At 39.7% G+C, this 20,959-nt stretch carries 22 protein-coding genes; 8 read left to right on the top strand and 14 right to left on the bottom strand.

Features of this window, described 5'->3' with window-relative positions:
• Window positions 1-26 precede the first annotated feature (26 nt).
• Genes BS636_RS13170 through tatC form a run of 3 tightly spaced genes read left to right on the top strand, consistent with a single transcriptional unit; the run spans window position 27 to window position 1,417 of the window.
• Complete coding sequence (locus tag BS636_RS13170; protein WP_099339185.1) at window positions 27-224, top strand: twin-arginine translocase TatA/TatE family subunit; 198 nt, start codon at window positions 27-29, stop codon at window positions 222-224.
• A 21-nt stretch (window positions 225-245) separates the two neighbouring features.
• On the top strand, window positions 246-671 hold the full coding sequence (locus BS636_RS13165; protein WP_099339184.1) for a Sec-independent protein translocase subunit TatA/TatB: 426 nt from the start codon (window positions 246-248) through the stop codon (window positions 669-671).
• Window positions 668-1,417 carry a twin-arginine translocase subunit TatC gene (gene tatC, locus BS636_RS13160; RefSeq protein WP_099339183.1) on the top strand — a complete coding sequence of 250 codons (750 nt, stop codon included), beginning with the start codon at window positions 668-670 and terminating at the stop codon, window positions 1,415-1,417. Before BS636_RS13165 ends, tatC begins: the two co-directional genes overlap by 4 nt.
• Before the next feature lie 60 nt (window positions 1,418-1,477).
• On the opposite strand, the gene BS636_RS13155 is transcribed toward tatC, so the two are convergent.
• The 5 genes from BS636_RS13155 to BS636_RS13135 all read right to left on the bottom strand — a co-directional run bounded on the left by BS636_RS13155 (window position 1,478) and on the right by BS636_RS13135 (window position 5,840).
• The gene (locus BS636_RS13155; RefSeq protein WP_228206907.1) at window positions 1,478-2,083 is read right to left on the bottom strand and encodes an ABC transporter permease; all 606 of its coding nucleotides are present in this window, start codon (window positions 2,081-2,083) and stop codon (window positions 1,478-1,480) included.
• Between the two features lie 149 nt (window positions 2,084-2,232).
• On the bottom strand, window positions 2,233-3,432 hold the full coding sequence (locus tag BS636_RS13150) for an ABC transporter substrate-binding protein (protein WP_099339182.1): 1,200 nt from the start codon (window positions 3,430-3,432) through the stop codon (window positions 2,233-2,235).
• A 10-nt stretch (window positions 3,433-3,442) separates the two neighbouring features.
• The gene (locus BS636_RS13145; RefSeq protein ID WP_099339181.1) at window positions 3,443-4,231 is read right to left on the bottom strand and encodes an ABC transporter ATP-binding protein; all 789 of its coding nucleotides are present in this window, start codon (window positions 4,229-4,231) and stop codon (window positions 3,443-3,445) included.
• A 3-nt stretch (window positions 4,232-4,234) separates the two neighbouring features.
• Window positions 4,235-5,284, bottom strand: a complete 1,050-nt coding sequence (locus BS636_RS13140; RefSeq protein ID WP_099339180.1) for an acyl-CoA dehydrogenase family protein — start codon at window positions 5,282-5,284, stop codon at window positions 4,235-4,237.
• Complete coding sequence (locus tag BS636_RS13135) at window positions 5,277-5,840, bottom strand: carboxymuconolactone decarboxylase family protein (protein WP_099339179.1); 564 nt, start codon at window positions 5,838-5,840, stop codon at window positions 5,277-5,279. Before BS636_RS13135 ends, BS636_RS13140 begins: the two co-directional genes overlap by 8 nt.
• 105 nt (window positions 5,841-5,945) lie before the next feature.
• Here BS636_RS13135 and BS636_RS13130 point away from each other — a divergent pair, with 105 nt between their 5' ends.
• Entirely contained in the window at window positions 5,946-6,860 is a 915-nt protein-coding gene (locus tag BS636_RS13130) for an AraC family transcriptional regulator (protein ID WP_099339178.1), read from the top strand.
• A 164-nt stretch (window positions 6,861-7,024) separates the two neighbouring features.
• On the opposite strand, the gene BS636_RS13125 is transcribed toward BS636_RS13130, so the two are convergent.
• Window positions 7,025-7,561 (bottom strand): TetR/AcrR family transcriptional regulator, encoded by a 537-nt coding sequence (locus tag BS636_RS13125; RefSeq protein WP_099339177.1) that lies wholly within the window; start codon window positions 7,559-7,561, stop codon window positions 7,025-7,027.
• 250 nt (window positions 7,562-7,811) lie between these two features.
• Here BS636_RS13125 and BS636_RS13120 point away from each other — a divergent pair, with 250 nt between their 5' ends.
• Window positions 7,812-8,732: an alpha/beta hydrolase gene (locus BS636_RS13120; protein WP_099339176.1), complete on the top strand. Its 921-nt coding sequence runs from the start codon at window positions 7,812-7,814 to the stop codon at window positions 8,730-8,732.
• Between the two features lie 119 nt (window positions 8,733-8,851).
• Here the strand turns inward: BS636_RS13120 and BS636_RS13115 are convergent, their stop codons facing one another.
• Window positions 8,852-9,712, bottom strand: coding sequence for an alpha/beta hydrolase (locus tag BS636_RS13115; RefSeq protein ID WP_171266024.1), 861 nt, complete (start codon window positions 9,710-9,712; stop codon window positions 8,852-8,854).
• An 81-nt stretch (window positions 9,713-9,793) separates the two neighbouring features.
• Window positions 9,794-11,152, bottom strand: a complete 1,359-nt coding sequence (locus BS636_RS13110) for a flavin-containing monooxygenase (RefSeq protein WP_213064224.1) — start codon at window positions 11,150-11,152, stop codon at window positions 9,794-9,796.
• A 97-nt stretch (window positions 11,153-11,249) separates the two neighbouring features.
• Here BS636_RS13110 and BS636_RS13105 point away from each other — a divergent pair, with 97 nt between their 5' ends.
• Window positions 11,250-11,858, top strand: a complete 609-nt coding sequence (locus BS636_RS13105) for a TetR/AcrR family transcriptional regulator (RefSeq protein ID WP_099339174.1) — start codon at window positions 11,250-11,252, stop codon at window positions 11,856-11,858.
• A gap of 1,193 nt (window positions 11,859-13,051) precedes the next feature.
• Here the strand turns inward: BS636_RS13105 and BS636_RS13100 are convergent.
• Window positions 13,052-13,351 (bottom strand): hypothetical protein, encoded by a 300-nt coding sequence (locus BS636_RS13100; RefSeq protein ID WP_099339173.1) that lies wholly within the window; start codon window positions 13,349-13,351, stop codon window positions 13,052-13,054.
• A 343-nt stretch (window positions 13,352-13,694) separates the two neighbouring features.
• On the bottom strand, window positions 13,695-13,850 hold the full coding sequence (locus tag BS636_RS16330; protein WP_171265967.1) for a hypothetical protein: 156 nt from the start codon (window positions 13,848-13,850) through the stop codon (window positions 13,695-13,697).
• 104 nt (window positions 13,851-13,954) lie between these two features.
• Between BS636_RS16330 and BS636_RS16645 the strand changes: the two genes are divergently transcribed.
• Together BS636_RS16645 and BS636_RS13095 are read left to right on the top strand one after the other, a co-directional pair.
• On the top strand, window positions 13,955-14,116 hold the full coding sequence (locus BS636_RS16645; protein WP_228206906.1) for a pyocin activator PrtN family protein: 162 nt from the start codon (window positions 13,955-13,957) through the stop codon (window positions 14,114-14,116).
• A 205-nt stretch (window positions 14,117-14,321) separates the two neighbouring features.
• A complete protein-coding gene (locus BS636_RS13095) occupies window positions 14,322-15,269 on the top strand; it encodes a sensor domain-containing diguanylate cyclase (RefSeq protein WP_099339172.1) in 948 nt (315 codons plus the stop codon).
• A gap of 693 nt (window positions 15,270-15,962) precedes the next feature.
• On the opposite strand, the gene pstB is transcribed toward BS636_RS13095, so the two are convergent.
• The 4 genes from pstB to BS636_RS13075 form a co-directional block, all read right to left on the bottom strand.
• Complete coding sequence (pstB, locus tag BS636_RS13090) at window positions 15,963-16,880, bottom strand: phosphate ABC transporter ATP-binding protein PstB (RefSeq protein ID WP_416202897.1); 918 nt, start codon at window positions 16,878-16,880, stop codon at window positions 15,963-15,965.
• Window positions 16,881-16,892: 12 nt separating this feature from the next.
• Window positions 16,893-18,284, bottom strand: coding sequence for a phosphate ABC transporter permease PstA (gene pstA, locus BS636_RS13085; protein ID WP_099339171.1), 1,392 nt, complete (start codon window positions 18,282-18,284; stop codon window positions 16,893-16,895).
• Window positions 18,284-19,663, bottom strand: a complete 1,380-nt coding sequence (pstC, locus tag BS636_RS13080; RefSeq protein ID WP_099339170.1) for a phosphate ABC transporter permease subunit PstC — start codon at window positions 19,661-19,663, stop codon at window positions 18,284-18,286. The genes pstA and pstC overlap by 1 nt, the downstream gene beginning before the upstream one ends.
• A gap of 79 nt (window positions 19,664-19,742) precedes the next feature.
• On the bottom strand, window positions 19,743-20,774 hold the full coding sequence (locus tag BS636_RS13075; RefSeq protein WP_099339169.1) for a substrate-binding domain-containing protein: 1,032 nt from the start codon (window positions 20,772-20,774) through the stop codon (window positions 19,743-19,745).
• Window positions 20,775-20,959: the final 185 nt, after the last annotated feature.

Raw genomic sequence — 20,959 nt, 5'->3', positions numbered from 1 at the left:
ATCAACAAACAATCTAGAGATACTTCATGTTAGGTTTATCACTTGGACACATTGCCCTATTTGCCTTGGTTCTGATTTTATTATTTGGTACATCAAAATTAAAAAATTTAGGTAAAGATTTAGGCGGTGTTTTTAAAGATTTTAAAACATCAATTCAAGACGAATCTCCGAAAGATGAAACTACCACTTCATCACAGCCAAAAAATAAAAACCTTCAATCCTAATTTACTGACCCGCCTTACCCTATGCTAAATGTTGGCTTGTTTGAACTTATCTTCTTTATTAGTTTCGCATTGATATTCTTAGGTCCTGAGAAACTATTAGAGCTATTAAAAACTGCATACCAGTTGTATCAAAAGATTAAGAACCTGCTACAAAATTTTCAAACTGATGTAGAACGTGAAATCAAGCTCAATGAGCTACAACAAACGCTCGAATCTGAAATCAACAACGTAAGAGATTTGGAAAAAATACTCAGTCAGAAAATTTATGCTGAGCTACATTCTGATGAGCCTATTTATATTGGCTTGCCCTACAGCAGTCTAGGAAAGATCGAAGCAATTGTTCCCATGGAACAAGCGGGACATCTCAATCTATATCCGTTGAGTTACACAACTTTGAATGAGCACATCATTACCCCCTCATATTTAAGTAGACATATGCATTCATGATATCTCCAGATCAATCATCAACTGTTGTACATTTACTTGGTCACTTGGCAATACTGAGAAAATGTCTGATTCAGATCATCTTAATGCTGGCCGTTGTCTTTTTATGTTTATTGCCTTTTGCTCAAAGGTTATATCAAGTATTTGCACAACCGCTCTTACAAGCCTTACCTGCGAACAGTCAAATGATCGCAACCGATATTACTGCGACATTTACTGCACCTTTTAAATTAACCCTATTTATTGCTTTTTTAATTTGTTTACCATTTTTTCTTTGGCATATATGGCGTTTTATTGTGCCTGCGCTGTATCTGCAAGAAAAGAAACTGATCATTACACTGTCTAGTTCAAGCTTAATTTTATTTTACCTTGGCATCAGTTTTTCCCGTTATATCGTATTGCCTTCTGTACTGTACTTTTTTATGCATATCGCTCCTGATGCTGTCTTACCCATGACAGACATCAGCAGTTATTTAAGCTTTTGTTTAAAGCTGTTTTTTACTTTTGGTCTGTGTTTTGAAATTCCCGTGCTCATTATCGTGTTATTGCTTTCAAAATTGGTAACTTTGGAACAACTTATGCGTAAGAGAAAATTTATTATTGTGGGCTGCTTTTTTGTATCAATGTTTATCACCCCACCAGATTTACTCAGCATGTTATTACTTGCCGTACCGATGTGGGGGTTGTTTGAATTGGGTCTATTTGCAGGAAAATTTCTTCCACATCAAACAGAATATTCAACTAGATAAAGCGATGGACTCAGATATAAAAAAGCCCGATGAACTTGGGCTTTTTTGTTTTATCTACGATTAAACTGTGATGCGCTTTTGTAAGGTAATGACCAAACGATCAAGGACAAAACCAATAAAACCAATAATTAAAATGATGGAAAGCAACTCAGTATAATCCAAACGGTCACGTGCATCTAAAATAAAATACCCAAGTCCTGAAGTTACACCCAGCATTTCACTCGGCACGAGTACGATCCAGACAATACCAATCGCCAAACGTAAGCCCACCAATACTTGTCCAAGTACACTTGGCCAAATAATTTTTTGCAAGATTTCACCAGGTGTTGCATCTAAACTGTGCGCAAGCTTTAACAATTGAGGATCAACTTTTTTTACACCTGTCGCTGTATTGAGAATAATAGGCCAGATTGCAGCAAACGCGAGTAAAAAGTAAATAGGTTTATCACCCACACCTAAAATCATCACTGCAATCGGCATCCAGGACAAAGGGGAAATCATGCGTAAAAACTGGAAAATTTGTGAGGTCAATGCATCTGCTTTTTGATTTTGTCCAATCAACAGTCCCACAGGAATCCCAATCAGCAAGGCAATACCTAGTCCCACTAATACACGCTTGAGGCTCATCCATATATGGGTATAGGTTTCACTATCTTGGATTAACATTAAAAACTTCGTCAATGTCGCGTTTAAAGTAAATTGCTGAAAAAATCCTTCAGGAATAAATGTTCCCCCAACAAGCCAGAGGCAGAAAAAGCCGATGAGCCCAAATAATCCATAACTATGATATTTCAAATTTGGCATCATGATATTATTCATAATTGAAAAATCTCCTGACGGGTAAAGGACTCAGTGAGACCAAATGCTTTCATGCCGCCTAATTTTTGAATGGCTTTTTTAACAAAACGATCATCGACCAATTGGCGTGCCGCTAAAGTTGGATTCAGTTGTTTTAAAAATGCAGAATTGCCTTCAACCTGGGTATGACGCATACGTTTGATCAGCTCGACTGTATAACTTTCAAAAGGATAAGGCTGAAAATCGATACGATGGTCTTGCCATGCAGCATGTTTTATTGCCCCAGTGCTTAAATAAAACTTCTGCCGGGATGGATTGGGGTTAACCACCTGAGAAATCACAGCATGAATATGTGGTGTTAATCGTGGTTTATGCTCGCGTGAAATCAATTTCGCGACTTCAGCACGATGGCTACGACACCAAAGCTGGGCTTCCACAATACCATTCACCACTTTTTGTGACCATTCAGGATGTTGCTGTAAATCTTTCTCATGCATGTACACGACGCAACAGGCATGCTTTTTCCAGACATCGCCCGTAAATCGCAATATTTTTCCGATCTTCAGATGTTCAGCAATGGCATTAAACGGTTCGGCAACAAGATAACCTGAGATTTGCTTACTGAGTAACGCGGGTGGCATATCTGAGGGCGGTAATACGATGACTCCTACTTCATTGGCCGCCAATTTTCCCTTTTGTTTGGTGATGACCTTCAGACCTGCATTACGCAGCATTTCCTGCAATACCACGTTGTGCACTGAGTACCAAAAAGGAATCGCAACTTGCTTACCACCAAGATCCTTTAGGCTATTGATATGTCGAGCGACTGTCAGTGCTGAACCACCGACATGGTTCCATGCCACAATTTTTGCAGGAAAATGACTACCGAAACGTGTCCATACTGCCATCGGTGATAACAGGTGAATGACATTCACACTACCAGATAGAAAAGCTTCCACCAGTTGCGCCCAACTCCGAAATAAAATGGGTGGGTCAACTTGTAAGCCCTGTTTTTCAAATAACTTATTTTGATAGGCAACCAATAAAGGGGTTGCATCAGTAATTGGAATATAACCAATTCTGACTCGTTTGGTTGTTGTATTTTCAGGCTTGGTTTGGGCCAGACTGGCTTGCATTGGCAAGGCGGCAGTTCCGGCAAAAAGTCCCATCAATTTAAGAAAATCTCGACGAGAATGATTGATATCGTCATCACACATGTCTGTTTCCTTAAATATTTTCCAGCATCTTGGCTTGATGTTGATGTAGTAATTTCAAAATATCATTGCGAATCATTGAGAATTCATTTTCCCAGATATCACGTGGATGATTTTGCATTAATGACCATATTTGACTGATGTTGGCAGGTTGGCCTGATAAAAAGAAAATACGGTCTGAGATGAGTAAGGCTTCATCAATATCGTGTGTGATCATCACTGCAGCACCAATTTCCTGGCTTTGTACTAAATCAACCAACAGCCTTTGTAATTGGGCACGATTCAATTCATCTAGTGCACTAAAGGGTTCATCAAGCAATAATAGACGTGGAGATTTGGCTAAAGCACGTGCCAATGCCACTCGCTGCGCCATACCACCTGATAAAGTGTTTGGTTTCGCATGGGGAATATGCTCTAGCTTCACCCGTTTCAACGCATTATTCACCCGCGTTTGGATTTCTGCCTCATTTTGTTTAGGCTGATTTTTAAAATTTTGTCCAAATGCAACATTTTCTGAAATGTCCAGCCAAGGCAATAACACTGCAGATTGAAACATAAATGCCATTTCAGACTTTTGCTGAGCAATTGGTTTCCCTAATAACTCTACTTGTCCTTTTTCAGGAGCATGTAAGCCTGAAAGTGTAGACAATAATGTCGATTTACCTACACCACTTGGTCCCAAAATGGTAATGATTTCGCCCTGTTGAATGTCGAAATCCACACCATCAATCACGGCCTGGGTTTTACCCGCATGACTGATGGTAAGTTGCTTTGCAGTGAGTAACGCTTGTCTATTCTTCATGTCTTAGGCACTTAAACGTGACAGTTCGGTTTTTAATTGCAAGACACTCGGTGTCACAATTGGAATAAAGGCAGATTCTTTTAAACGTCTGGTAAAGCCATCTTCATACGGTGTCAAATAGCACTTGCCACCTGTACTGCATAGTTCCAGCTGAATCGCATGTTGAGTCAGTTCACTTAGTGCAATTCGGATCTCAAATAGGCGTCGAGCTTGAGTGACAAATTGTCCTGATTCCAATCCAGAAAAGAGTACTGCTAAGTTTTCTTCTAGCTGCTGCTGAATATAGGCAACTTGATCATTGACTACATTCGAGTGTTTTTTGGCAATGACTTGCTGCAGATTGCGTTTAATCAAGCCAATAGATAACGCACACTGTAATCCTAGAAATGCTGGACGAATGGCTGGAAGATATTGGGTAGCTTTATCACTCAACAGTTCTGTAGGTGAAACAATCACATCTGTAAGCGTGGCAGCAGCGGTAGAACTGCCTTTCAATCCAATCAATTCCAGGTTTGGTCGACGATCAAAGCCAGCTCGATCAGATGGCACTAAAAATAATAAAGGACCTTGAGCGCTATCAGCGGCAACAGCTACAGTAAATCCAGCAGGATGAAAATTGGTCACCCATGGTAATTTACCATTCAGTTTCCAGCCGCCCGCTACTGCTTCAGCCCGAATTTGCAGAGGCTCTAGGCCTGAGAGGAATTTCATCGCATTGGATAAACCTGTCGCTCCTGCATATTCGCCAGTAAGCAGTTCATCGAAACGAAATTCATCTAAAACATCAGCTTTCGCAGTGAGTAAATATTCAATATAGGTACGCTGACTCCAACTGACAAACGCAGCTGTGACTGAATACTCTGCAACTTTTGCAACGGTTTCAATTGCATCTTTTAAGGTATTGCCAAGACCACCTAAGTGCTTAGGTATACCTTGTCTAAATACATCGGCTTGACCTAATTGCTGAAGCAAAGCAAGACTGACGTCTGCTTCGCCCGCATTTAACGCCTCTGCATGCTGTTCTAACCAAACAGCTAAAGCGGCATTAAGCATTTTTCGGTTCCCATTTGTGTGCAGCAAGTTGGCTATTCAGTTCGGTACGAGCCAGGCTATTCGCATAGTTACATAAAGTCGCGAGGCTCAAACCTAATAATACATCCAGAGCATTTTGTTCAGTAAAACCGGCATCAAAGAATGCTTGAGTTGTTTGCTCATCCACAGCACCTTTGGTCAATAATGCTTGACGTGCAAAAGTAGACAAAGCATTTAAACGGGCATCAGGTAACTCTGCTTGATCACGTAAGGCTTGCACAATTTCAGGTGTTAGTTTCGCTTTATTCTTTGCCAATGCTGTATGCCCAGCAACACAGAAGGTGCAACCATTATCTGTTGCCGCAACCAGTTGCACGACTTCACGTTCTTGTACATTTAAGCTGCTACGGCTATTGATTTCAGAAACGGTTTGGTACATTTCTAACGCAGTCGGTGCGTATGCTAAAACACCTAAAAGGTTGGAACTAAAACCATTCGCTTTTTCGGCATTGATCAGGCGTTGTTTTGCTTCTTCAGGTGCTTGTTCACTAGTTAAAGGTTGGAAATAAGTCGTCATGGTATGTACTCCGTTAAGAGTACTTAGTGTTGAAAATTTATAGTATTCTCTCAATGTTCATTAGTATTAATAAATGCTTTATCGTCTAAACTATTGGAAGTTTTTATGCTTAATAATTCTCAAAAAATGCTAAGTTGGTTGATCGACCGCTTAGAAATCGAGACATCTCTCCAGCATTTAAGCCGATATCACCAACAATGGTCGACTTCCATTCAAGGACAAGGTCAAGCAAGTTTCCATTTGGTTCTTCAACAAGATTGCCATTTTCATATACTTGAAGAGCAGAACTTTATTCATCTCTATCAAGGAGATGCCATTTTTCTCTTAAAAGATATCCCTTTTATTATTACCGATACTTCTCAACGGGTTGCTCCGTCTTTGACTCAATTACAACGTAACTTAGTCAACAGTGACGATTCCAATATCTTGTCATGTTCTACACATTTAGCATGTGGTTATTTTACATTTCGCTCAAAACTCTCTGAATTGTTTATCGCAGCCTTACCACCCTATTTAGTATTAAGAAAGGATGATCAAGCATTAACTGAATGTTTAAACATATTTGAATTAATACGTCATGAAGCAAGCTTGGATCATGATGCTTCAATCAGTTTAATCGAGCGCCTGACTAGCATTTTGTTTTACTACTTGATTCGCCATACTTTTAGTCAAAAAAACCATAAAAAGTTTCCTCTTTGGATATTATTTAATGACCCGACACTCTATCCTTTGATTTTAGAAATTGTTGCTAAGCCTGAAGCAGATTGGACTTTGCAGTCTATGGCAGCAGTCTGTGGTATATCGCGTGCTAATTTTTCCAAGTATTTCTCTGATATTGCAGGATTTTCAGCCACACAATTTGTTTTATATTACCGCATTCAATTGGCACAACAATATTTGTCACAAGGAATATCTATTGCAGATTGTGCTGAAAAAGTTGGCTACCAATCAGTTGCCGCATTTACCCGTGCATTCCAGCGGGTGACTCAGAAAAATCCGAGTCAATTTGTGAAACGCTAAGCCACTTAATTAATAATTTTTTGATGTATATGCCCCCCATCATAAGAAAAAAGCTTATGCTGATGGCATCAATTGAACTAAAATTATAACTATATGTTTTTATGAATATTTTAAATTAAATCATAGACCGAACTTGTTCAAATCCTAATATAGGATTTGAACTGTTAAGAACAGGCAACTAATGCTGCACAAATAGCCCGTTTCTCTTGTTCAGATATCGGATGAGCTAAAAGACCTTCAATGGTGAATACAGCTATTTTTACTCTAGGCTCAATTTGATCAGCGGCCACCCCTATCTTCTTTAGCTCTAAACGAAACAATGCCTCCACCATGACATGAAATCTCTCATGCCACTCCTTTAGTTCTGTTGAAAATTTCAATCTGGCATGCACAGTACTTACTAAGCGATCCACTAATTGAAGTTGATCTACTACCCAGATTAAACGTTCAGAAAGATCCTGCGAGGTTTGTAACATGTATTCATTTACATGCTTGGTTAACTCAGCATTCAGGATGCTAACCAATAATTCATCTTTATTTTTGAAATACCAATAAATTGTATTTGGGGCAACGTTGGCTTCAACTGCAATACGACTCATTGAAGTCACATCATACCCTTCACTTAGAAACAACGAACGTGCAGCATCGATAATCTCTTGTTGTTTTTCTTCCCGATCTTGTACACGTTTATTACGGGCCATTCAGATTTCTCACTCTTCTAAAAATTAAAGTGCTATCGCATAAAACTAATCAAAACAGCATCGTAAATATTTCTTGAATAGTATTCAAGAATATAGTTAAATTTAATTATCTTGATTATCATTCAAGATAACGTAGAAGAATAATAGTGCACTATGAATTGATCAAAATAAGTTTAATTTTCTGGTGCATTCTTCAATAAAAATGAGATGGAAGGTAGCCATCGAAAAATCTAAGAGCAGGCAAACATATATGTCAGACCGCAAATATCCTGATACCTCACATATCAAAAAATCTGTCCTTGAATCTACATTTTTAACCGATGGCACCCTTTGCTCGGCAACATTACATGTTCCAAATGAGTGTAAAAATCAAAAACTTCCAGCAGTTCTTATGGTTGGTGGTTGGGGAAGTATTCAAGGTGCATTAACCGACTCTTTTATCAATCACTTTGTTGCCCAAGGTTATGCGGTAATGGAGTTCGACTATCCAGGCTGGGGACGCAGTGCTGGCTTACCACGACAAGATATCAATCCGTGGAAACGCGTAAAAACTGCTCACCAGGCATTAGCACATCTGAAATCCTTGCCGCAGGTGGATGCCGATAACATCATTGTTTGGGGGACGTCATTTGGTGGCGGACACGTAGTGGACTTGGCAGCAAAGCATCCTGAATTAAAAGGCGCGATTATCCAGGTTCCTATGCTTGATGGCATCAAAACTGTTCGCTCTGTTCCCCTCCCACAAATGTTTAAATTCTTAGGGTATGGTCTGGCAGACAGAATTAAACCTGGTGAACGCATTTGTATTCCAACTGTTTCTCAACCAGGTCAATTAGGGGCAATGGATCGAGATCAGGCCTGGAACGCCATGGAACTTGCCAAAGAAAAACTGAATATCGAATATGATAATCGTGTAACTGCACGTTCCCTGCTCACCATGGGTTTTTATCGTCCTTGGAAACGTTTAAAGCAAGTGGAAGTACCTATGTTGATTGTTGGCGCAACACAAGATACGGTCGCTCCCTTCGTTTCTAAAAAAATAGAAAAGGTTAAGAATCCATTTCTTCAAGTAGTGGAAATGGAAGCAGATCATTTTGATCCGTACTTTGAACCTTATTTCTCAAAAAATGTACGTTATCAATTAGACTTTTTAAAAAGATTAAATGCATAAAAAGCTAATACATGGGTGATATCGATCTAATGCCTTCAATGAAAACAGCCTAATAATCAATTAGGCTGTTTTCATAGGGTGTATCTGAACTTGTAGAATTATTTCTGTCTCTGAATTCATCAAAGCTGTTGAAGAAATGTCGAATGTTCTGATTGAATACGATTGATAAAAGGCAGATGAAAGAGATCAAAATGCCCACAATCTTCTTCAAAATACTTTATATATTCTGATTGTTGTGCTGTTTTACGTGTTCTTGAAATAGGAATTAAAGAATCTTGCTTAGCTCCAACAATCAACGTTGGCGTTTTTATTCTATGGCTTATGGCTATCGGTCGATAAAATGGAATAGTTAATATAATTCTTGCAGGGATCTGATTATCCCAATCTTGATTTTCTGAAATCAGTGAATAATAGCCATCGTAACAATCTTTACCTGAAAGTACTGCAAACCGTTTTTTGGAAACGACGCTCATATTTTTAGCTTTTCCAAAGAGACGATAGCACATATCTGTAAGCGCTAAAAAAGCTGCAGGCAAAAGGTATTGGAGCGGATATTTGAAAAGGCTTGCCAATCCGTCGACATGGGGGAAATTGGCAATGATGGCACGGTAATTCTGCTCACTGGCAAGTGTTAAGACATGTCCACCGCTAAAGGAATATCCCCATAAAATGAGGTCTTGTTCAGTCAGATTGAACTCATCTTTAAGATATTGAATGACTGCTTTCCAGTCCTTCAATTGACTGTTTTTATCAACTAGATTTTTATATTTTCCACTACTCTTGCCAAATCCTCGATGATCAAAACAGCAAACGTTATAACCATGTTCCAGATAAGATTTAATATATCGATCTAGAGCACAACTTTTATCACCACCCAAGCCATGTGCCATAATGACAAAGGGCAAGCCATTATGATTTAAATATAAATCAGCTTGAATTTGAAAAGACTCGACAGGAATAAAAACATTTTTTATCTGCATTACGCATTCCTTGTAATACATTTTTTTAATATGAGAACGTAATAAGTGCAAAAAACACTTATTACGTAACTTATTATCTAACTAAGCAGCAAATAATTTAGAAATTAATTTGAGTGTTGAAATATTATAATCACGTGGAGGGATTTTCACGCCAGCTGAAGCGAGATCAGAGACGAGTTCCTCACGGAACGTGTTGTAATCCACTTCTACAGCATGACGTTGCCCACCCTCAAAGTTATAGTGAGGATGATCCAGCTCATACTGAATGGCTGCTTTCATATCTTTCGGACGCTTATACTTACCTAATATTTCCTGACATGCGATACGTGCCTGGAAGTCTGCTAACGGCCAGATACAACCAATCGGCTGGAACAAACCTATAAAATATAAATTTTTATAATCCGCATGCATCATCTTACGATAAAGCGGTACTTTCTCAGCATGTTGGAAATTGATAAATTCAGGATCAAAGAATGGAAATACAGTCCAGAATCCAGTACAGCAACAAATGATGTCAAACTCTTGCTTTGTACCATCTGTAAATTCAACAGTCTTGCCATCTAATCTCTTAATGCCTGGCTTTGGTTTGACTTTGCCATGGCGTACATAATCAATGAGATCAGAATTCAGTGTTGGGTGTTGGCTCAGGATTGGTTTTGTATTTACAGGCAATCCATAACTCGCATAATCGCCCGTTAGAATTTTTATGGTTTTAGTTAATATGCCCTGGCGCATTTTAGGACGCAAACTTTCTAATGATTTTGCTACTATATCACTTGGTAAGCCTAGCAAGAATTTAGGTAAAAACCATTGTGGGCTACGCATAGATAAGTACACATCTTTACTGACGCGTGCAGCTTCTACGGCGACATCGCAGCCTGAATTTCCAGCACCAATTACCAGAATCCTTTTATTACGCCACTCTTCATTCACGCCTTTAAAATCGTGGGAGTGCATCCATTTGCCGGTAAATTCACCTTCATATTTTGGATACTTTGGTGCCCAGTGATGGCCATTACACACCATCAGATACTGATAAATTTTTTGGTGCTTCTGCTCTTCTGCATCGGTGTAATCCACTTGCCACTGACCGTCAGCCATACGTTCAACATGATCTACGGTATGGTTAAACTTGATCTGGTCATACACCTGGAAGTGTTTACTATAGTTCTCGAAATATTGTTGTAGCTGATCATGCCGTGGGTAATCTGGATAATGATCCGGCATCGGGTAATCTTCATACTCTGAAAGTTTTTTGGAACTGATGATATGCGTGTTCTCATAAACAGATGAATGACCTGTTTTTGAGTTAAATACCCAGTTTCCGCCAACTTTGTCATTCTTTTCAAATAGATCAAACGCTATATTATATTCTTTACAGTTTTTTGCTGCGGCAATGCCTGAAGGGCCTGCGCCAATAATGCAGACAGTTTTATTCATTTTCAGCTCCATGAAAATATTTTAATCTAAAATCCGTCACGTGTCGGTTTTTAGAATATATGGTAGTTTTTTTAGGAAATCAATGAGGGGATGTAAGATGCTGATGAATGAAGTGAAGATGCCAGTTCAGAAAAGAAGTATCGAGCGTCTGGAAAAAGTGATTCAAACCACCATAGATCTTTTAGAAACCAAGACCTTAGCTGAATGCAACATCCAGGAAATTTCACAAATTTCAGGTGTGCCACGAAATCATATCTATCAGTATTTTCCTACGATAGATCATCTGTTTAGCTTAATCGTAAATCGATATTTCCAAAAACTGCAAAGTTACTTGACCCATAATGCTCAGATCTACAAGACATGGTCAGTGCTGGACATCATTCAAGATGCCTTGAGTAACGCCTCTGCTTTTTATAACCAGAATAAGCCAGCCAGCATACTGATTCTGGGTGGTCCGGTAAACATCGAAGGATTTAGCCTTCAAGAAGCTGTGATCGAAGAGATATCCAAAGAGTTCGTCAAAATTTTTACCCAAAAGGAAAATCCTTTAACGCTAAAAAAAACCGATGATATAACCATCATGATTGAATTAATTTTCTCGTTGATGAAGCATAGTTTTTATCGTTATGGCTATATTACTGAGGAATTGCAGCAAGAAGCGCTACTGGTTTGCGAAGCTTATCTGGAGAAAAAAGCCTATATTTAAATTATACGTAATCAAGAAAATTGAAGCCCATATTCCCCCCTAGTGACAGTGTCTAGTCCCTGTCTTTGTCTCATTATGACAACCATTTTTTCAGTGCGCCCACCATGAGAATATACGGTTGTAGCAAACTAGGTGATTAATGCCAGTATTATAAATTTTTTCGTTATGTCTCTATTTTTGTTTAAAATATTTAATTTATAGCTGAAATTATATATTTTTCAACCATTAAAAAACCTCTCTAAGGAGGTTTTATTTTTATATATGCGCTAATAAGTAAATAGTTGAACTAATAATTATGATAGCCAATAGGGTTATCAAGATTTCAATCCTGGTCATTAGAGAATGCCTTGGCTTCATGTTTACCCTTAATAGGTGTAAAGCTAAAGCACAAATAGAACAATATCAAAAGTAATCATTTTAAATATCTTGAACAATCTTTTTATTACAGCATATTTCTAAGATTTCAGATTCGATCTATAAGCTCAATCATAATTTCATCAATTGCAATCATTTGATGACGGTTTAGGCCTGATCTGCTGAGATTTTGATATTTAGGATAGCTCAGCACAGCAGAACTGTAGATCTTGTTTAGCTTGTACATTGTCAGCTCCCCTACGGCGTTATAAAAAGAAAGACAGCATACAGCATCCAATGTATGCGATTCTTGCTGTCATGCCATACAACGAAACGCCTTACCATGAGACGTAGGTTTAAGTTTAAAAAAAAAGCCCCACCAGCACTTCAGTCCGGTGGAGCTATGGCCCGTAATACGTCCGGCTACCAGCTATTTAACCTCTTTTAAACAATTACGACATAACTTGATTTCTTCACCATCAGCCGTGTATTCGAACTCAGTCGCACCATGTAGGCCAAATAAGCAAGGCAGGAACTGGAGCATATACATCTCCTCACTTTGTTGCCCCTGCTTCGGGATATGAGGGGATTATCATTAGAAAACAAAAGGCCCACTTAACTATTGGAAATTAAGCGGGCCAGTGATTAACTTTTATGGTTTTTAGCTAAATATTTTCTCTTAGAACCATTTAAAGATACCCTTTAAATAGTTTGATGTAAGTATGGTAAATACGGTTAAATCGTTCTTACTTGTTGGTTTTATGCTTGTTTAAGTTATTGTTAGACAAAGATCACCTGCTATTTAGGGGAAAAATCCTGAGTTAATAAAGGGTTACATATTAGTTAAATTCGTCCAGCTGATCTAATATGTATTCAATATACAGCCGCTTATCGCTTATTTCAGGCATATCAAATATCCAGTAGGTCCTACCCTTAGTTCTAAATTTAAATCTTACCGCTACTGCTTCTATTTGAATAATCGCCTCTTCGTGTCGTATTTCAGAAAACAATTCCAATATAAGCGCGAAGAATTCTACTTTATTAATGGTTCTATATTTTTTAGGCTTATGTAGCTTCAGTGCCGCCTCATATATAGACTCACTCCACTCCATTCCAGCTTCAATATCATTTTTCGTCATTTTATGAATTACTTAGAATAGATATCGAACTCTTGTAATAGCACATAATAGATATAAGAAGGTGATTTTTAATTTAATTTGCATGTAAATAAAAAAAAGCCCACTTAACCGGGGATAATTAAGCGGGTAGGATTTAATACTTCATTATATTTTTTAGTTGGATCATCACTTTGTGGAGTGATTTCAAAATAGCACTTTAAGGAGCTTAAGAAAGTATAGAAAATATTGAGAACTAATTTTAATCCGTATTCTTTAAGTTAATTTTTTAAATTCGAGCTAGACAATCTGTTAAGTTTTCTTTGAAAAGTAAAAACCCCACTAATGCGTGAGGTTTTTTAGTAAATTAATCTGCCGGGGGTTGCACCTTAGGATCTTGTGGGGCATTAAGATCTTGCTGTGCATCATAAGAACCGTTATTTTTCAAAGTGTTTTTGCCTTTAACTTTCTTATAACAATATCCAGCTAACATCCCTGCACCAATCAAAGTTAATAATTTCATATTTCACCTCCACCAATCAGGATGACAGCCTATATAATTACCACCTATATCTGTAGCCTTCTAAAGTCATTTGTAATACATTTCTATATAAAAAGTAAATTAATGTGTATCCATTCAAAAAAACCTTTAATCATCTCCCATTTCCAGCACTCAAAATTGAGCAATCTGCAAAAGTGCCGTTGATGGTTAGGCTTAAAGATTTTGCCATCTATTTAGATAGACAAAATGCGCTCCACCGGCAAGTCTATGATTCAATGAACTCTTAGACAATATTTACATTGATATGCCAATATATAGTTGTTGGAAAGTTCAACAATAAATAATATGTATTGTGATGACTTGAGGAAGCTAACTATCTATTTCAGCCTAATTGTCTAGAACAGATGACCCCTTAAATTACGATACACATAACAGTGATTTGAAAGTTGTAATTCTGTCACATCTCTCTTTATATCAGCGTGGATTAACTGAATGGATAATCTTAACTTTAAGAATTTTGAAGAAGCAGGCCAAGCTATTTTAAAATTCTTATCTCAACGTTTCGGGTTTAAGTTATGGATGATTACCCGTACGGAGGGTGATGACTGGATCGTGCTACTAAGTGAAGATAATGGCTATGATGTCAAGCCTGGGCAAGTGTTTCGTTGGGCAGACTCCTTCTGTTCGCACATGGTACAAAATAACGCGCCTCGTATTGCTCCCCACTCCCCTGATGTTCAAATTTATACAGATGCACCAATAAATAAACTTGTCACTATTAAAGCCTATATTGGACAACCTCTTTTAAGAGAAGATGGATCTCTTTTCGGTACTCTCTGTGCAATTGACCCTGAACCTCAAACTAAAGTTCTTATTGAAGATGCTCCATTATTTGATCTTATAGCAAAGGTCCTTAGTTATACTATCCAAGCTGAATTAAGAGCAGCTGAACATGTACGTAAAGCTGAACGTTTTGAAATGGAAGCCTTGTCAGACTCAATGACTGGTCTCTTTAACCGTCGTGCATGGGATCGATTAATTAACTTAGAAGAAGAGCGGTGCAAACGTTATGGTCACCCCACTGCTTTAATCATGATTGATCTTAATGACTTAAAAATCACAAATGATACCTTAGGACATGCGGCAGGTGATGAGCTAATTCAGAAAGCAGCCCTAACTTTAAAAGACATTGTACGTAGCAATGATATTGTCGCTCGCTTGGGTGGCGATGAGTTTGCTGTAATGAGTATAGAAACTAACTTAGAGAATGCTAAAAAACTTGTTTTAAGAATTCAGACTGGGTTTGCAGAAGCTAATCTTAGTGCTGCAATGGGCCTTGCAATGCGAAATCCAGCATATGGGTTGTCCGCGGCTATCGTAGAAGCTGATGAAAAGATGTATCACGATAAAGTCTTAATCAAATCTACTATTAATAATTAATAGAAAGCGCCGCTATATGCGAAGTTTCAGATTATTCTCGAGGATAGCGTTAATAGAGATTATTTTAAGCGTGAAGCCAAAATATTGGTAAATATGGCAAGCATCATGCCCACAAGTAGCATTCCCTCATCATAATTCTTTTCGCCCCAAACAGCCCACCCCAACGGTAAGTTTTTACTTCAGATAACTCCCTATACCAAGTAGTGATACCCTAGGCAGCATACACAAGAACCCAGCAGCTTTTGCATCCATATGATCTTTGACTTTATTATGCAACATAAGGCCAAAAATAATCCCTGTGAAAGATAATATAAATCCTATAATGATCAAAAACGATGACATTATTACTGAGGAATTGCAGCAAGAAGAGCTACTGGTTTGCGAAGCTTATCTGGAGAAAAAAGCTTATATTTAATCTAAAGACTAGACAAAAAAAAGCTCATCCGCGGGACGGATGAGCTTAGAAAAACAAAAATAAGAAATAAATCAGAAACTACAGCCTTAGTATCTGGGCGAGAATCATACAGATCACTTCTTAAACAATAAAATACTTTATATGTATAATATTAGACATAAAAGCTATTATATGATTTAATCTATATTATGCAGTCCATGTCAAAACCAGCATTAAACACTTCAATTGCTCTATTTTTTAGTTAAATTTTTTAACTTTTAAGCCTTCTACTGGTCGTATTACCCAAAACGTCCAGTAATATAAGCCTCAGTCAACTCATGATCAGGTTGAGAAAAGACTTTCTCTGTTGCATTGACTTCAATTAAATGGCCCAAGTGGAAATATGCTGTGCGGTTGGATACACGTGCTGCCTGTTGCATCGAGTGTGTGACGATTGCAATCGTGTACTGCTGCGCTAATTCACTCATCAGTTCTTCAACTTTGGCGGTTGCTATCGGATCAAGTGCTGAACAGGGTTCATCCATTAAAATCACCTCAGGCGAAACTGCAATGGTACGTGCAATACATAAACGCTGCTGCTGTCCACCTGACAGGCTTGTTCCTGGTTGATTCAGTCGATCTTTTACCTCAGCCCATAACCCCGCCTTACGTAAACTGTTCTCAACAATTTCTTCAAGATCATATCGATCTCGGGCCAGTCCATGCAATTTTGGGCCATAAGCCACATTTTCAAAAATTGATTTTGGAAACGGATTCGGTTTTTGGAACACCATGCCGACTTGGGCGCGTAACATTACCACATCCAGAGTTGGATCATAAATATTCTGATTATCCAGCAACACTTTTCCTGTCATACGACAACCATCAATACTGTCATTCATACGGTTGAGCATACGCAAGAAAGTTGATTTCCCACATCCAGATGGACCAATAAAGGCAATGACTTCATTTTCATAAATGTCCAGATCAATTCCTTTAATGGCTTCAGATTCGCCATAGTAAACATGCGCATCCTGGGTACTGATTTTGATCTGATGACTTTTGTCAGCTTGCTTACTTTCAATTTTAGCGGCTGATTGTGGAGTCAATGTAGGGATGGATTTAGCTGCTGCATCTGCTGAATTAAATAATAATGCTTGTGAATTCAATTCTGGATCCTGCATGATAGATTTTAAAATTTCTGTCGTGTTCATCATTCTTTTTCCTTATTACCAACGGACTTCAAATTTCTTGCGCAACCAGATGGCTAAACTGTTTAATCCAATCATGAGCGCAAGAAGAACAATAATGGCTGCGGCAGTACGTCCTTCGAAGAAGTTACGCAGTTCATTGCCCTGCCACAGGAAAATTTGTACGGGTAAAGCGGTTGATTGATCTAGTGGAGTGGCTGGCACACTGGCAACGAAGGCACTCATCCCAATTAATAAAAGTGGTGCGGTTTCACCTAATGCTTGTGCTACACCAATGATTGCACCGGTTAAAATACCCGGCAGTGCCAGTGGCAACACGTGATGGAAAGTTGTTTGTAAGCGTGAGGCACCCAAGCCTAAGGCAGCTTGCCGAATTGATGGAGGAACTGCTTTTAATGAAACTCGAGTAGTAATAATTACAGTAGGTAATGTCATCAGGCTTAAAACTAAACCACCTACTAATGGCGCAGATAACGGTAAATGCATCCAGCCAATAAAGATCGCTGCACCCAGTAGACCAAAGACAATGGAAGGTACTGCTGCGAGATTGTTGATATTCACCTCAATCACATCCGTGATCCAGTTCTTTGGTGCAAACTCTTCCAGATAGATTGCAGATGCTACACCAATGGGAATCGAGATCAGAATTACAATCAGCATCATGAATAGCGACCCCATAAAGGCACCTGCCAAACCAGAAGCCGCGGGTGAACTACGTGAATCTGGACTAGTAAAGATCTGGGTATTAAAACTGCTTTTGATGAGCCCTGAAGTTTTCATACTGTCCGCCAGTTTGCGTATTTCTGGACTCAGCTGTTGTTGTTCATCTGACAGATCACGGTCAATATTGCCTTTTAGCCAGACATCAACATTAGCATCTGCCAGAATTTTTACCTGCTCTGTCTGACCGATCAGTGATGGGTCATTCATCACCATATCCCGCAAACGGTAGGCTTCAGAACTGGCGTATAAAGCGCCCAGTTCGTCTTGCTGAGCTTCCAGCTTTGGATCCCGTGCCAACATGCCATTGATAATCAGTGCATCCCAATCCACCATACCCATTTCCATTTGCCAAGCTAACAAACGTTCCTGATATTGTGCTGGCGATTCTTTGTCAGACTGCACTGGCTTCGGCTCTACATTAACAATAGCTGGGTCAAAGTAAATCGGTAGGCTCATGCTGCTCTGCCAGAATGCAGGTAATCCTTTGGCCAGGATGCTGCCAAATAGCAACACCACAAAGAACAGACCCGCCAGTACTGCAGACTGACCAAACCTGCGAAATGATTTTTCCCTGCGATGACGCTTGGCCAAGGAATCCTGAATGATCTGCTTGCGCTTTTCCCGTTGTGCTGCTGCGCTTACAGGATCCAGATCCTGATCCAACGGCGTGGTATTTGAAGTACTCATCAGTCGTATTGCTCACGATATTTGCGCACAATGATCAGTGCAATGATGTTTAAACCTAAAGTAATCACAAATAGGGTTAGACCGAGTGCAAAGGCTACCAATGCCTGTGGACTGGCGAAATCTGTATCCCCTGTTAGCTGATTAACAATAGTCATGGTGACGGTAGAGACCGCTTCAAGCGGGTTGGCATGCAAGATTGGACTGTTTCCCGCAGCCAGTACCACAATCATGGTTTCACCAATGGCACGAGACGCTGCAAGTAAAAAGGCACCCATAATGCCGGGTAAGGCAGCTGGAAGCACCACCTGACGGATGGTTTCCGATTTGGTTGCGCCCAGTCCTAGCGAACCATCGCGAAGTGCACGTGGTACCTGGGTAATGATGTCATCTGAAAGTGATGAGACAAATGGAATGATCATGATTCCCATCACCACACCCGCTGTCAGGGCACTGGTGGCATTGATATCAACGCCCAACATGGCACCTACACTTTTAAGAAATGGACCGAGAATCATCAAGGCAAATACGCCATAGACAATGGTTGGTATTCCGGCAAGTACCTCAATGATCGGCTTGGCCCAAGTTCTAAATCGTAGAGAAGCATATTCCGCCAGATAGATTGCAATCATCAAACCGATAGGTACAGCAACCAGCAGTGCAATTGCACTGACCATGACTGTGCCCCACAGTAGTGGCAACAGACCATAACTGCCTTCAGCATCGCCTGAACTGCTAAATCCCGGATTCCATTCAGTACCAAAGAAGAAGTTCATCGGGCTGACAAAGCTGAAGAAGCGCATGGCTTCGCCAAACATCGACATGACAATACCCAGTGTGGTCAGGATGGCCACACCAGAACAGAGTGCCAGACTAATATTGATCACTTTTTCGACCTGATGGCGGGCACGTAACTGTTTGGTGATGCGTCGTTTTGCCCAGACTAGTCCGGCAACCGCAGCTGAGATGACCACCACCAGCTTGGCATAGCTGCTGATGCTCAGCATGCGTGCCATCTGTTCTGCTGCAGACAGTTCATAGGCTTGGGGCGTATCGCTGATGCCAAAACCGGAAGCCAGTGCCTGTACCCGATCCACCATGATGCTTAAGCTTGCCTGATCCATGTCTGCCACCATCTGTTCTGGCAAATGGTTCACAACCAACTGTTTCAGGATGACAGGCTCTACCAGACTCCAGAGTAGAAAAATAAAAAATGCTGGAATCCCACACCATAAAGCCACCATCGCACCATAGTAGCCAGGACGTGAATTCAGCATAGCGGTATTTTTACCCTGACCAGCCAGCTGCTGACTTTGGCTTAATCCGAGCTGATAAGCAATCGCGATGATCGCCAGTAATACACCGAGTAGTAGCAGATTCATTGATGCTCCACTGTTTTTTCAATCTTTATCGTTGAAAAAAAAGCTGGTCACAGTTTCCTGCTCCCAGCCATTTCATTACCTACTTCAGTACAACTGCCTTATTTGCTTTGAAGTTTGTCAGCACCACTGACCGCTCCTTGTCAGACATGGCAATCAGCCCTGCTCTTTCCAGTTTTGATCCTTTGCCCGATACTTTTTTATTCAGGAAATATTCAGTGAACTGTTGCAGACCTTTAATTGATTTCAGGTGTTCACCTTTGACATAGAAGTACAATGGACGAGAAACCGGATAAGTTCCATTCAGGATCGTTTTCTCGGATGGAGCAACATTGTTTACCGTCGCTACACGTAGCTTGTCACGGTTCTGATCATAGAAACCAAGCCCAAAGACCCCGACTGCATTTGGTGATGTTTTCAGGCGTGCCAGGGTTTCGGTATAGTCACCGGATATTTCAATCACCCGACCATCTTTACGGAAGGTACTACACGCTTTTTTCTGGGCATCTTTGTCTAGAGACTTAATTGCAGCGTACGTTTCACAACCTGCATCCACCATCTTCTCCTGGAAGACTTCGCGCGTTCCATGATTAGAAGCCGGGATGACCAGCGTGATCAGTTCATTCGGAAGTGCTGGATCAATCTGGTTCCAGCGGGTATATGGATTAGCTACCATTTTGCCATTAGATGGTACTTCAGCAGCGAGTGCGGCAAAGACATGTTGTGGGTGCAGTTTATAAGCTGCTTTCTTGGCATTCGAGGCAAAGACAATGCCGTCATAACCGATCTTGATTTCCAGAACTTTATTGACACCATTTTTCTTACATTCGGCGAGTTCGGCACTTTTGATCTGGCGGGAAGCATTGGCAATATCAATCGTGTTATCACCCACACCACGACAGAACTGCTTTAACCCTGCAGATGAACCACCTGAACCGACTACTGGGGTTTTAAACTGTGGGAATGTGTTGCCAAATTCTTCAGCCACGATACTGGCATAAGGTAAGACAGTTGAAGAACCTGCAATCTGGATCGTATCGCGTGCGGCATTCGCTGCACATGCCGCTACAGTTCCCATTAATGCCACTGTTGTCATTGCTGTTGTTAAACGCATTTAGTATCTCTCTTTATATTTAGCTACGCCTTTAGCGTGTGACTTGTTTCGATACCAACATTTTGATTTTTGAATATGACAAGCAGGTTGCAGATTTATTAAAGTTTTATGAAAGTTATTGCAGCAAGAAATTAATTATAAATAATCAATATTTTCAAAATATTAGGTCATATTTTGAGTCTGTA

Origin of the sequence: Acinetobacter sp. LoGeW2-3 (assembly GCF_002688565.1) — a bacterium.
GTDB lineage: Bacteria > Pseudomonadota > Gammaproteobacteria > Pseudomonadales > Moraxellaceae > Acinetobacter.
Note: the sequence above shows the minus strand (reverse complement) of the source record. Positions and strands in the feature narration are given on the sequence as shown.

Bases quoted from the DNA above. Each gene is read 5' to 3' on its own strand.
- BS636_RS13170 (WP_099339185.1), top strand. From the start codon at position 27: ATGTTAGGTTTATCACTTGGACACATTGCCCTATTTGCCTTGGTTCTG.
- BS636_RS13165 (WP_099339184.1), top strand. From the start codon at position 246: ATGCTAAATGTTGGCTTGTTTGAACTTATCTTCTTTATTAGTTTCGCA.
- tatC (WP_099339183.1), top strand. From the start codon at position 668: ATGATATCTCCAGATCAATCATCAACTGTTGTACATTTACTTGGTCAC.
- BS636_RS13155 (WP_228206907.1), bottom strand. From the start codon at position 2,083: ATGTTAATCCAAGATAGTGAAACCTATACCCATATATGGATGAGCCTC.
- BS636_RS13150 (WP_099339182.1), bottom strand. From the start codon at position 3,432: ATGTGTGATGACGATATCAATCATTCTCGTCGAGATTTTCTTAAATTG.
- BS636_RS13145 (WP_099339181.1), bottom strand. From the start codon at position 4,231: ATGAAGAATAGACAAGCGTTACTCACTGCAAAGCAACTTACCATCAGT.
- BS636_RS13140 (WP_099339180.1), bottom strand. From the start codon at position 5,284: ATGCTTAATGCCGCTTTAGCTGTTTGGTTAGAACAGCATGCAGAGGCG.
- BS636_RS13135 (WP_099339179.1), bottom strand. From the start codon at position 5,840: ATGACGACTTATTTCCAACCTTTAACTAGTGAACAAGCACCTGAAGAA.
- BS636_RS13130 (WP_099339178.1), top strand. From the start codon at position 5,946: ATGCTTAATAATTCTCAAAAAATGCTAAGTTGGTTGATCGACCGCTTA.
- BS636_RS13125 (WP_099339177.1), bottom strand. From the start codon at position 7,561: ATGGCCCGTAATAAACGTGTACAAGATCGGGAAGAAAAACAACAAGAG.
- BS636_RS13120 (WP_099339176.1), top strand. From the start codon at position 7,812: ATGTCAGACCGCAAATATCCTGATACCTCACATATCAAAAAATCTGTC.
- BS636_RS13115 (WP_171266024.1), bottom strand. From the start codon at position 9,712: ATGCAGATAAAAAATGTTTTTATTCCTGTCGAGTCTTTTCAAATTCAA.
- BS636_RS13110 (WP_213064224.1), bottom strand. From the start codon at position 11,152: ATGAATAAAACTGTCTGCATTATTGGCGCAGGCCCTTCAGGCATTGCC.
- BS636_RS13105 (WP_099339174.1), top strand. From the start codon at position 11,250: ATGCTGATGAATGAAGTGAAGATGCCAGTTCAGAAAAGAAGTATCGAG.
- BS636_RS13100 (WP_099339173.1), bottom strand. From the start codon at position 13,351: ATGACGAAAAATGATATTGAAGCTGGAATGGAGTGGAGTGAGTCTATA.
- BS636_RS16330 (WP_171265967.1), bottom strand. From the start codon at position 13,850: ATGAAATTATTAACTTTGATTGGTGCAGGGATGTTAGCTGGATATTGT.
- BS636_RS13095 (WP_099339172.1), top strand. From the start codon at position 14,322: ATGGATAATCTTAACTTTAAGAATTTTGAAGAAGCAGGCCAAGCTATT.
- pstB (WP_416202897.1), bottom strand. From the start codon at position 16,880: ATGATGAACACGACAGAAATTTTAAAATCTATCATGCAGGATCCAGAA.
- pstA (WP_099339171.1), bottom strand. From the start codon at position 18,284: ATGAGTACTTCAAATACCACGCCGTTGGATCAGGATCTGGATCCTGTA.
- pstC (WP_099339170.1), bottom strand. From the start codon at position 19,663: ATGAATCTGCTACTACTCGGTGTATTACTGGCGATCATCGCGATTGCT.
- BS636_RS13075 (WP_099339169.1), bottom strand. From the start codon at position 20,774: ATGCGTTTAACAACAGCAATGACAACAGTGGCATTAATGGGAACTGTA.